The sequence below is a fragment of the Victivallis vadensis genome, assembly GCF_003096415.1.
GTDB classification, from domain to species: Bacteria; Verrucomicrobiota; Lentisphaeria; order Victivallales; family Victivallaceae; genus Victivallis; species Victivallis vadensis.
In genome coordinates, this window is record NZ_QEKH01000003.1 from 45,607 (window position 1) to 56,657 (window position 11,051).

Consider the following 11,051-nt stretch of genomic DNA (forward strand, 5'->3'; position numbering starts at 1 on the left):
AATCACTCCTGCTGCGGCAGTCGGAGCCTGCCGCAGATATTGATGTTCCGGGGCAGGGCGCGCGGATCATTCAACAGCCGGAGCATTTCGGAGAGGACGCATTCGCCCATCCGCTGCCAGTCGGCGGCGATGGTCGGAAAGCGGAAGAAATCCGGGTCGAGGAACTGTTTGCCGTCCACGCTGAGCACGGTGCAGCGGTCGGCCAGTTGTTCGCCGGTATCGGCGAGATAGGCGGCGGAGGCGCTCTGAAGCAGTTGGTCCGACGTGAAAAAGTAGCCGCAATCTTCCTCGTAACCATCCGTGGGCAGGCCGACATGAAATTCCGCCCGGCCGCCGCGCTCCTCCCACTGCCGTTTGAACAGCCGCCCGCGCGTCAGGTAGACCGGCTTGGGGCTGGCGAAGATTTTCACTCTGCGCAGAAAAGTCCGGGCACGCCGGAAATAGAGTTCCGCGCAGCACGCCATCTCCAGCGGATCGAGGTTCACGGTGGAAATCCGCCCGTTCCAGGAGTTCTGCACGAGCATGCCGACGGTGGGGCAGGGCAGCTGCGGATAGTCGCCGAGCTCCGAGTCGTATTCATTGAGCAGGATCACGCCGTCGGCGGTCCCGGCGGTCCGGCGGATCAGTTCCGGGGTGATGTCGGTCCCGGAAACATACTGGACCAGCAGTTGATAACCGGCCTTCGACGCCGCGTCGAGCATGCCCATGAAGGCGGTGTGGCAAAGCCCGGTGCCGGACTCCCCGACATACGGCTCCATCAGCACCGCGATCCGGCCGGAGCGCCCGGTGCCGATGCTTCGGCGCGCCCTGACGAAGACGCCGGAGGGGCCGCGCTGTTCGAGCAGGCCGTTTTCACAGAGCTTTTCGACGGCCCGGTAGGCGGTGCCGTAGCTCAGGCGGAATTTGGCGGCGAAGCGGCGGATGGAGGGGAGCCGGCTGCCGACGCCGTACTCCCCGGAGACGATCCGGCTTTCAATATATTCGACCAATTGACCGGCGAGCGGCGAAATTGTTTTCATGGTGCAGCCCTGAAAATTGCGGTTCTGTAACGCGTTTTTTTAGTATAGCCCGGTTTCCGGCATGGTTCAAGCCCTGCGGGAAAAATTGCGATGGGAGCGACCAAACTGATCCGTGATCTGGATCAGATTTGATTATATTGGATCAGTGTGGATCAGTTTGTGATCCGTTTCCGGTTCATGTCTCTTGCGTTTCTGCGGCGGATGCGTCATAATTAAAAGTGTGACGAATCAGGATGGATCATCCGGCAGGAATGGAAAATCAGATGCGGAAACCGGAAATCAGTGAACAATTGATCAACTATCTGGAAGAGCGGCTGCTCGCGGGCGAATACCGCCCCGGGATGCGTATTCCGTCAGTGCGGCGGCTGGCCGCGAAGTTCTGCTTGAGCTACGGTTCGGCGATACGCGGCATCGATTTCCTGTGCGAACAGGGAAAGCTGGAAAAGGCTTCCAAGCGCGGCATTTACGTATGCCGGCAGGAAACTCCGCTGCTGATCGGCGGGGGGGCCGGCGGCAGGAAGATCGTGTTCTTCATCGGCTCCGAACTGGATGCGGATTGCCAAAGCCTGTGGTATACGGCGCTGCTCGGATTCAGCCAGAGCGCGTCGAAACGCGGGGATTGCATCGTGATGACGCCGCTGCCGCACGATTCCGACTGCAACCGGGTGCTGCGGGAGAACGCGCGGGAGGCGGACGGGACTGGTGATCTTCAACTCCTTTTACTGGCCGCTGGAACCGCTTCCGGCCGGAAGCGCGGCGGTCGGGGCGCTGTTTGACGGCAACCTTGACGGCACTCTGAGCGTGGTGAATCTCGATGCGCTGGACGCGGCCCGGCAGGCGGTCGAATATTTCCGGCTGAAACGGGTGCGCCATGTGGTGATCACTTCCAGCTCCCGGAAACTTTTCATGACCCGCGGCCGGCTGTTCGCCGCACTGTGGCGGAGCGAAGGGGGCAGTTGCGTGTTTTCGGATGGGATTCCGCCGGAGTTCGATCCGGCCAACGGATATTTGTTCACGTCGGATCAGGTCTGCCAGCAGGCCTGTGAAGCCGCGGCGGAGACTGGTGCAAAGCCTCCGTTCGAATATGTGCCGATGCTCAGCATCGACGGGAAGCGTCTCCTGCGCGCGGATTTCTTCCGCTTCCCGACCCTTGCGATCGACTGGCGGCTGCTTGGGCAGTGCCTCTACCGGGAGCTTTGCGCCCGGATGGAGAATCCGGCGGAACCGGTCAAAAACATCAACCTGTGCGGCAGGCTTGCCGTATGACTTTCAGGAAAGGAACTGTAAAATGCCGTCAGAATTGAATGAAACCGGTCCGCGCAGCGCCGCAGGAGCGGCAGCCCTTGTCGAACTGCTCGTCATTAAAACTTGTCAAATATACAATCTTTTTCCATATACCGCTCTGCGTAAAAGAGAGGGGTTCGGAGGAGAGAAAGCGGCGACTTGCGCCGCGTCTCTCCCCGTACCAATCAATCTTAACCTCTCACACACTCCCGGCAAGCTCTCACGCCTTCGCCAATGCTCTGCAAGCGGCAAGTCGGAGCAAAAACGTGAAATTATCTTTCCGCAAAAAAGCGGGAAGATGATTTCACGTTATTGCGAATCTTCCTTCCCCGCCGGCCGAACGCGCCCCCACCTGTCGACCGTCCCGTACCCGGCACCGGCACCTTGCCGGTCGTGGTCCAGCGGCGAAAGCGCTGGTCGCTCCAGTAGGTGCGAAATCCTCCGTCGGAGACTATCCCGCTGCAGTTTTACGCTGATTGAGCTGCTCATAGTGATCGCAATCATAGCGATATTGGCTGCAATGCTGCTGCCGGCGCTGAACAAGGCGCGCGACCGGGCGAGGGCGATCGACTGCGTGAACCGGCTCAAGCAGATCGGATTGATCGAGTTGTCGTACTGCGGGGATTCGGACGACTACTACGCGATCAGCCGGGACCGGAAAAACGCCCACAACAACTGGTTCGAGATTCTGGCGCGACATACGACCGGGATGGAGAATATGGCGAACAGCGGAATATTCTACGAGTCGCGCACCCGCGGATACTATATTTACTCGTGGCCGGAGGTGCCGCTCTGTCCGACGATCACTTCGACGCATCCCAAGCTCGGCAACACCTCGAACAGCTGGGGCGGGTACGGGCGCAATGAGTACTTCGGCTCGGTCGGCACGGACGGCGGTTGGAAGACCAACGCTTCCACCGGCGAGCAGTGCGTGGCGGTCAAGACCGGCAGGGTGAAGCGGCCGAGCCTGACGCTGCTGCACGGCGACGCCGACCAGTTCTACATGTCGCCCGGTGCGGCGTGGACGAAGTACGCCCGGTTCGTGCATTCGGGGCGGATGAATGTGCTGTTCGCAGACGGGCACGCCGGTTCCCATGCCGGATCGGTTTTCTGTTCGGGCGGCAGCGATGTGAGGCCGGATTCCGGGACCTCGACCGGCTGGGATATCGTGCACTGGCGTCCCGACGGCAAGACGTATGCGGACGGCCGCCCGAAATCGATGTGAGGTTGCGATGAAGTTGATAATGAAGAGTTTGCTGCTGGGAGTGGCCGCCGCAGCCTGCGGCGCGGAGCTGGAATTGCGCTTCGGGTTTGAAGGTGCGCCCGGACCGTTGACGAAGCTGGACCGGAACGATCTGGCACGGCGTGGCGCATTCTGCCGCTATAAGCCGGACCGGGCCGGAGGAAAAGCGCCGGAGCGGGTGGCGGAGGCTCCGGCGGTGCTGGGGAAAAACAGCCGCAGTTCCCTGCGCGGCAACGGCGCATTGGTGTGGATCAAGCGCGACGGGAAGCCGTTCCGGTTTGCGGAGGGATTCAGCTTTCAATTCTGGTTCAAGCCGGAGGAACTGCCGGAGAAACCGTTCTATTTCGCGGTGTTCAATAAAAGCTGGCGGGTCGGCTGCAACCCGCGGAGCGGCCGCTTTTTCGTGCAGAACCTCGCGAACCGGGAACAGTGCTTTTCCGCTCCTGTCGCGCTTGAAACCGGCCGCTGGCGTCTGCTGACGGTGACGGGAAAGGCGGAAGAGATCCGGATCTGGCTGGACGGCAGGCCGCTCTGCAAACGGCGCATGAAGCAGCCGCTGCCGGAAAGCCCGGAGCTGTTCTTCGGGAACGGCTCTCCCTACGGAACAGATTTCTTTCCGGGACTGCTCGACGAACCGATGCTGTTCCGGGGTGCGCTGACCGAAGCGGAAATCAGGGAGTATGCGGCGGGAAAGCTCCCGGCGGCGGCTCTGCCGGAGGGACGGCTGCCCCGGTTGGACAGTTCGGCCTGGCCGGTGACGTTCCCGGCCGCGCCGCGCCGGAGCTGTTCGTTCAGCACGGCGGTGATCGTTGCGGCGGAGCAGGGGCGCGACGACTGGGCGCCGATAGTACGCGACCGGTTTCGGAAGGAGTGGAAGGTCGAACTGCCGATTCTCCCCGCCGCCGATGCCGTCAAAAGCGGCAAGCCGTTGATTTTCAACGGGGATGCGCGCGGTAACGCGGCGTTGCGCCGGTTGGCGGCCAATTTGCAGCTGGCGGTTCCGGCCGAGGGCTGTGAGCTGCGGATGCTCCCGGAAATGCTCGACTGGCGCGTGGGCGGACTCTATTTCGGAGGGCGGACCCGCGAGGCGGTGGAAAGGGCGCTCGATATTTTTTTCAAACGGTTTCCGGCCCCTGCGGAGGTGCCGCTGATTTCGGAATGCGAAAGGGCGGGGGAGTTGCCCGACGCAGCCGGGATGGTCGAGGCGCTGCGCCGTCACTATGCGGAGCCGCCGGATTATATCCCGAACCAGTCGGCGATCCGCCTTTTCCGCGCTCCGGCGCGGGCGTTCCTGATAAGCGGGAAGCCGGAGTACGCCCGCGCCTTCGGCGATATGGTCCGGATCGTGCTGGAACATTATGACGCGGCCAGAGGGGTGCGCGGCACGCCGCCCTCCTTTACCTTTCACGAGTTCCCGTGGATGGTCGAATCGGTCGAAGTTTCGGACGCCTTTACCGCGGAGGACCGCGCCGCCGCCGCGAAACTGATGGTCAAGGCGGTCGAAAACATGCTCGACTACTGGGAGATGGCCGAGCCGATGCGGCTGTACGACTCCGGCGAAACCGGATACCTGACCAATCACCACATCTTCGCTTCGCGCAGCGTCTACATGGCCGCCGATTATCTGGAACGGCATTGCAGCTACGAACCGGCACGCTACTGGAAAGCGGTGGCGGCCAACGCGATGCGCGGTGTGGAGAACGAACCGTTTTCACCGGAGGATTCCGCGAATTACCAGTATATCACCTACCGGATTTTCATGAATTACGCGGTCGCCTCCGGGTTGTATGCGGACGACTTTTTCCGCAACGGCGCTTACCGCGACTACATCCGTTATGTGAAGAATCTGTGCGGAACCGACTGTTTCAGCGCCGGTTACGGCGACAACGCCCCGATGGCGCGCGCCGGGCACTGGAGCGTGCTGCGCGACGCTGTGGAGCTGTTCAACGATGAGGAGGCCGAATTCCTGCTGGCGCGGCTGGCTGAAAATCCGCCGTCGCCGTTCTACCGGAGCGTGCTGCGGGAGATCGCGCCGCGCCGCGGCCTGCCGGAGCCGGGCAAAGAGACGCTGGGATTGAACATCTTCACCAACAACGCCTTCCGGGAGAAATTCTTCCGGATTGACGGGCTGTTCGGCCGTCCCACGCTGGACAAGGCGGTGTTCCGCAGTTCGTGGAGCCGCCGGGACGGCGAATTTCTGATGGTCAACGGCATGAACGGCGCGCCGCACGGCCACTTCGACGCGGGCGGGATCAGCCGGTTCCAGATCGGCCCGAACCTGTGGCTGACCGAGGGCGACTATATCAGGAAATACCCGGACGAACACAATACCGTGGAGGTTTCCCGCAATGGCCGGACCGCATATCCGGCGGGACGTCACCGCTCCCGCGCTGCGCAGGTCGTTGGAGCCGTGAATGTTCCGAAACGGAATCAGGCGCTGCTCTCGCTGCGGGTCGAGGAGTACGGCGGATGTGCCGACTGGAACCGCCGGATCGGCTGGATTGCCGGGCAGGGGGTGTGGATTGCCGATAAGCTGACGGCGCGGGAGCCGGGCGAATTTCTGGCGCAGTGCCGCTGGCGGCTGCTCGGAGAACCGGCCGGTCCGCAGAGCTTCCGCCAGAAGAACGGCGCGGAACTGCACTGGCGGGAGTTGACCGGCGCGGAAAGTTTCCGCTATTCGCAGTTCGACGGCGGCCACGAGGAAGCCGGCCGGGATAACGGCTATTACTCCGGCAGCCCGCAGGCCGGGCCGGAGACGCGGATCGTGGTGCAGCGCCGCGCGGAAACTGTGGAAAAGGGGGCGGAACTCCGCTTTGTCAACCTCTTTACGCCTGTCGCGGCGGAGGTCAGGCAGCTCGGGGAAAACCTGTGGCTGGCTCCGGAAAGCCTGTTCGCCGCCGGTCCGGTTTCCGGGCCGGATATCGAAATCGCGGCGGATACTTGTCTGGTTTCCCCCGCCGGAGTGACTGCCGCCGGAGCTACGCGGCTGAAGTTCGGCCCCGTGGCGTGGGAGAGCGACGCGCCGCGCGACGTGGCGCTGGAGTTTACGCAAAACGCATGGCGTGAACTGAAACGGCGGCTCGAAGCGGCGGCCCGGCCTGTTCCGGCTGCTGCCGTCCCGTCCCGGACGCTCCCGGAACTTCCGGCATTGAAATTCGATGCCGCCGTGACCGCGCTGGCGGCAGGGGAACAGACATTGGCAGCCGGATTTGCCGACGGTGTCTTCCGGGTGATCTCCCGCGAGGGTAAAGAGCTTTTCCGGCACCGGTTTGCGGCTCCGGTCACTGCCGTCGCCGTGATTGACGTGCGGGGCGGGAGCCTCTACGCCGCCGGAACCGCCGGAACCGGCAACCGCCCGGCCCCCGGCAGCATCGCACTTTTCGATGTTTCCGGCAAGCTGCTGTGGCATAGGGAGATTCCGGTTTTGCAGCAGCGCAACGGCACGGTGCGTACCGTGTTTCCGGTTCGTTTCGCGGACGGCGGCTGGGCGCTGGCTGCCGGAAGCGAGGCGTGGCGTTACCATGTGTTCTCCCCGGAGGGGCGGGAACTGTGGCGGCGACAGGTCTATCACGGCGCAACTGTCGGACTGGCCGCCGATCTCGACGGCGACGGCAACGACGAAATCGTGGCGGGCAACGAATACTATTACCATTTGATTTTCGACCGCAACGGCAGGGAACTCGACCGCAAAACCACTGCTCCGTGGATTTATTCCGCAGTTGCGGCGGACCTTGACGGCGACGGCAGGGCCGAAGCGGTCACCGGCCGGAGCGACGGGAGTCTGCAGGTCTCCTGTCCGCCCGCGAACGGCTTCAGGCCGTGGAGCGTCTCCGTAGGGGGCCGTCCGGTCGGATTGGCGGTGTTGGACGGGGCATTGTACGCCGGCACGCTGCCGGGACAGGTGGTGAAGGTCGGCTTCGACGGAAAACTCCGGGCGGCGGCGACACTGCCCGCGCCGCTTGCGGCGATGTGTGTTTGCGGCGATTCGCTGCTGGCGGCGGGGCGTGACGGCATTCTGTATGAGCTTTCCGGGGCGCCCGCCGTTGTGAAGCGGTACGCCTATATTCATGACCCGGGAGAGGCGCAGGCTCCGCTTCTTGCCGGGGGGAGCGGCTTTGCCGTGCTGGGCAGCTCCGATCGAATTTACATCATAGGACAGGAGGCGTTTTGATATGCCGAAGATAGTTTATGCGGGAACCCGCGAGGAGAGCTTCTTCCCGGAACTCTGGAGCGCACAGGCCAAAGAAACGGCGGCAAGGCTCGGTTACGAGATCGCGATTCCCGGTTTCACCCGCTTTGAGGGAACGCGGGAACGCTGGCGGGAGTTTCTCGCCGGAGCCGAGGGGATCGTCACGACCTGGTTTTCGCCGAGGATCGACGCCGGAATCCTGCGCGTCGCCCCGAAGCTGAGGATCGTCGGCCACGCCGCCGGTTCGCTGGCCGGATATGTGTCGCCGGAGCTGTTCGAGGCCGGGGTGAAGGTCACTTCGGCCAATACCGACATGGCGCACGCGGTTGCGGAGTGGTGTCTGATGGGGGCGCTGATGGGGCGGCGCAACGTGGCCGCCTATTCGGAGTTCGGGACGGCGGGACGGTTGAATTTTCCGGGCCGTTCCGCCTGCGGTTCGGTGCGGAACGCGGTGGTCGGAATCTGGGGGTTCGGCATGGTGGCGGAGCATCTGGTGCGGATGCTCGAACCGCTTCGTCCGGCGAAGGTTCTGGTGTTCAGCGGCCACCTGGCGGCGGCGCGCGCCGCGGAGTTCGGCGTGGAGCTGGCCGGATTCGAGGAGGTGCTGCGCCGGAGCGATATCCTGTTCACTCTGGCCGGACTGAACAGAAACACAGCCGGAATGCTCGACGCCTCCCGCCTCGCCCTGCTCAAGGACGGCATGACGCTGGTGAACGGGGGGCGGGGACAGTTGATGAACGAGGCTGATTTCTACGCCGAACTTGCCCGGGGGCGTTTCAACGCGGTGCTCGACGTCTACCATCAGGAACCGCTTCCGGCGGAACATATTCTGCATACGCTGCCGAATGTGGTCCTGACGCCGCACAACGCCGGTTACCCGAGTCGCAGCAGCTATATCGCGACGGTGCTGGAGGAGTTCGGCCGCTGTTTCCGCAACGAACCGCTTCGCAACGAAGTCGCGCCGGAAAAGATTGCCTTTATGACCGAGAACTGCGTAAATCGTTGAAAATTCAAAGATTACGGCAGTCGTAGGCCCAGTGGAGCAGGGCCTGGCGCTGTTTGCGGCGGCAGTTCCAGTCGCCGGGCAGCGGACAATGGCGGAGCTGGGCGAGGTGGCGCGTCATCGCCTTCCAGCGCCGGATCTGGCGTTCGTCGTCCGGGCAGCGCCGCCCCATCCAGTACCGGCAGTACCACTGGAACCAGCCGCGCGGGTCCTCGAAGTAGATCCACTCCTTTTTCCGCCATACGGCCAGCGGCAGCGAGGCGTTGATTTTGAAGAAGTTGAGTTCAGGATCGTGGCGCTCGTGACAGAGCCGGGCGTGCTCAAACCAGTCGTCTGGAAACTCGGCGGTGCAGTCGGTCATGTATCTGCCGCCGAACACCCCGAGCTTCAACATCTCCTTCGGGGTCAGCTGAGGCTCGAAGCCGGCGTGAAAATTCCTGCCGGCGGGTTCCGTGAGACGATAGCAGTACTGCTGCTGCATCAGGTCGTTGACGACGATTTCACGCGGTTTCATCGGGAGTTCTCCTGTCCGGGAAATTCCAGCCGGTCCGTCGCGAAGCCGCATTTTTTGACATATTCCACCAGTTCCAGCAGTTCATCATCCGGCAGCTGCGGCGTGCGGGCGAGAATCCAGAGATAGTCGTCGGTCGAGCTGGTGACCACCGCATGCCGGTACTCCGGATCGAGCCGGATGATCCGGTAATCCCCGTAGAAGGGGCGGAAGAACGAGACCTCCAGTTCGCCTACGGTCGGTTTTCCGCTGAATTTCGCAATACCTTCGGCCCGGTGTTCGACGCCGTCGCGAAAGCCCCGGTTGACCACTTTGACGGTTCCATCCGGGTTTTGCGTGTATTCGGCGGTGACGCGGTCCATACCGCGCTCGAAACGGTGCGGCAGCCGGGCGATTTCGTACCAGGCGCCGAGGTAACGCGGCAGCTCGAAGCCGGTGACCGCCGGGATTTTTTCCGTGCTTCGCCCCGACATGCAGCCTCCGGCGAGAACCAGCAGAAACAGCAGCGCAATTTGTAACAGTTGGTGTATCTTCATCTTATCTATTCCTCCTTGCCATTATTGTACAACTTATTTCGGAAAGTGTCAAGCCCGGAAAAGAATCACGCCCGTTTTTTAAACTTCCGATTTCAACAAATGGCGGTTTTCTTAAACTTTTCCAACTTTTCTTAAACTTTTAAACAATTGCCCCTTGACATCGGCGGAAAGTTTTGGTATAATTATAGACAGAATATTTAAATCGATTAAAACGGATCGATTTTTCTTTTTTGTTGAAATTTAAATCGATTAAACAGGCGAGACAGCATGACAATCTACGACATCGCAACCAATCTCGGGGTTTCGGCGGCGACGGTTTCGCTGGCGCTGAACGGAGACCGGCGGGTGGCGGAAAAAACGCGCGGCCGGATTCTCGAATATGCGGACAAGCACGGTTTCAAACGCAACGAACAGGCCCGGAACTTCCGGCTCCGGCGCACCAACAACGTCGCTCTGGTGGTCCATAACATCGACAACGACTTCTGGCACGGGGTGGTCAAGGCGATTGAGGAGGCCCTCGGCGACTCCTTCAACGTGATCCTGTGCAACACGGACGGCGATCCGGCCAAGGAACGCCGGATTTTCCATAACCTGATGCAGCGCAAGGTGGATGGCATCATCGTGCAGCCGGCCTCCGCGGATGAGAGGATGTTCGAGGAGACCATCCGCGGCGGCATCGCGCTGGTCTCGCTGGAGGAGACGGAAAATGAGCTGATCTCCTTCGTGAAAGGCAATGACTTCAAAAGCGCGCGCCGCCTGACGGAGGCGTGCATCATGGCGGGACACCGCAGGATCGCTTTCCTGAGCTTTCACTTCGACTGCGTCGGCCTGAATGAACGAATCCGGGGCTTCAAGGCCGCCGCCGAGAACGCCGGGATCGCCGAAGAGTGCGAAGTGTTTGTGGCCGAGGAGATTTCCTTTGAAGCGGTGGAGCGGATTTTCGGGGATCGCACCGGGGATTTTTCGCTGGTGATCGGCTCCGACGACCGGATCGCCTGCCAGTTGCTGCGGGTGCTGGCCGCCCGTCAGGTGCGGGTGCCGGAGGAGTTGTCGGTAATCGGCTGGAACAACAGCCGTTTTCTGGAATACCTGACGCCGACTCTTTCCTCGGTCGCGATTCCGATGCCGGAGATCGGCCGCCGCGCCGCCGAAATCATCCTGAAGAATCTCGACCACGGCCCCATTGTCGTCAAGGAACATGTGGATGAACAAATCTTTTTACGTGAATCATTTGCACCTTTTCAACTCAGCAAGTAGGAGAAAAAG

The 11,051-nt window shown here is 61.9% G+C and carries 9 protein-coding genes; 6 read left to right on the plus strand and 3 right to left on the minus strand.

The genetic code is table 11. The features are described from left to right. Nucleotides 1–2 precede the first annotated feature (2 nt). Entirely contained in the window at nucleotides 3–1,019 is a 1,017-nt protein-coding gene (locus C8D82_RS02510; RefSeq protein ID WP_116882693.1) for a winged helix-turn-helix domain-containing protein, read from the minus strand. Nucleotides 1,020–1,270: 251 nt separating this feature from the next. On the opposite strand from C8D82_RS02510, the gene C8D82_RS02515 reads away from it, so the two are divergent. The 5 genes from C8D82_RS02515 (at nucleotide 1,271) to C8D82_RS02535 (ending at nucleotide 8,741) form a co-directional block, all read left to right on the plus strand. Beyond that, nucleotides 1,271–1,795 carry a GntR family transcriptional regulator gene (locus C8D82_RS02515; RefSeq protein WP_165832786.1) on the plus strand — a complete coding sequence of 175 codons (525 nt, stop codon included), beginning with the start codon at nucleotides 1,271–1,273 and terminating at the stop codon, nucleotides 1,793–1,795. After that, the gene (locus tag C8D82_RS02520) at nucleotides 1,722–2,285 is read left to right on the plus strand and encodes a LacI family DNA-binding transcriptional regulator (RefSeq protein WP_116882695.1); all 564 of its coding nucleotides are present in this window, start codon (nucleotides 1,722–1,724) and stop codon (nucleotides 2,283–2,285) included. The genes C8D82_RS02515 and C8D82_RS02520 overlap by 74 nt, the downstream gene beginning before the upstream one ends. A 316-nt stretch (nucleotides 2,286–2,601) precedes the next feature. Continuing rightward, nucleotides 2,602–3,528: a prepilin-type N-terminal cleavage/methylation domain-containing protein gene (locus C8D82_RS02525; RefSeq protein WP_116882696.1), complete on the plus strand. Its 927-nt coding sequence runs from the start codon at nucleotides 2,602–2,604 to the stop codon at nucleotides 3,526–3,528. 19 nt (nucleotides 3,529–3,547) lie between these two features. Beyond that, the gene (locus C8D82_RS02530; RefSeq protein ID WP_165832787.1) at nucleotides 3,548–7,717 is read left to right on the plus strand and encodes a LamG-like jellyroll fold domain-containing protein; all 4,170 of its coding nucleotides are present in this window, start codon (nucleotides 3,548–3,550) and stop codon (nucleotides 7,715–7,717) included. A gap of 1 nt (nucleotide 7,718) precedes the next feature. Next, nucleotides 7,719–8,741 (plus strand): hydroxyacid dehydrogenase, encoded by a 1,023-nt coding sequence (locus C8D82_RS02535; RefSeq protein ID WP_116882698.1) that lies wholly within the window; start codon nucleotides 7,719–7,721, stop codon nucleotides 8,739–8,741. Nucleotides 8,742–8,745: 4 nt separating this feature from the next. Here C8D82_RS02535 and C8D82_RS02540 read toward each other — a convergent pair whose 3' ends face one another. Further along, nucleotides 8,746–9,252 (minus strand): hypothetical protein, encoded by a 507-nt coding sequence (locus C8D82_RS02540; RefSeq protein WP_116882699.1) that lies wholly within the window; start codon nucleotides 9,250–9,252, stop codon nucleotides 8,746–8,748. Next, a complete protein-coding gene (locus C8D82_RS02545; RefSeq protein WP_116882700.1) occupies nucleotides 9,249–9,785 on the minus strand; it encodes a lipocalin family protein in 537 nt (178 codons plus the stop codon). The genes C8D82_RS02540 and C8D82_RS02545 overlap by 4 nt, the downstream gene beginning before the upstream one ends. Nucleotides 9,786–10,052: 267 nt before the next feature. Between C8D82_RS02545 and C8D82_RS02550 the strand changes: the two genes are divergently transcribed. Further along, nucleotides 10,053–11,042, plus strand: a complete 990-nt coding sequence (locus C8D82_RS02550; protein WP_116882701.1) for a LacI family DNA-binding transcriptional regulator — start codon at nucleotides 10,053–10,055, stop codon at nucleotides 11,040–11,042. The last annotated feature ends 9 nt before the right edge of the window (nucleotides 11,043–11,051 follow it).

Coding starts and splice junctions, on each gene's coding strand:
- C8D82_RS02510 (WP_116882693.1), bottom strand. CDS start 1,019: ATGAAAACAATTTCGCCGCTCGCCGGTCAATTGGTCGAATATATTGAA.
- C8D82_RS02515 (WP_165832786.1), top strand. CDS start 1,271: ATGGAAAATCAGATGCGGAAACCGGAAATCAGTGAACAATTGATCAAC.
- C8D82_RS02525 (WP_116882696.1), top strand. CDS start 2,602: ATGATTTCACGTTATTGCGAATCTTCCTTCCCCGCCGGCCGAACGCGC.
- C8D82_RS02530 (WP_165832787.1), top strand. CDS start 3,548: ATGAAGAGTTTGCTGCTGGGAGTGGCCGCCGCAGCCTGCGGCGCGGAG.
- C8D82_RS02535 (WP_116882698.1), top strand. CDS start 7,719: ATGCCGAAGATAGTTTATGCGGGAACCCGCGAGGAGAGCTTCTTCCCG.
- C8D82_RS02540 (WP_116882699.1), bottom strand. CDS start 9,252: ATGAAACCGCGTGAAATCGTCGTCAACGACCTGATGCAGCAGCAGTAC.
- C8D82_RS02545 (WP_116882700.1), bottom strand. CDS start 9,785: ATGAAGATACACCAACTGTTACAAATTGCGCTGCTGTTTCTGCTGGTT.
- C8D82_RS02550 (WP_116882701.1), top strand. CDS start 10,053: ATGACAATCTACGACATCGCAACCAATCTCGGGGTTTCGGCGGCGACG.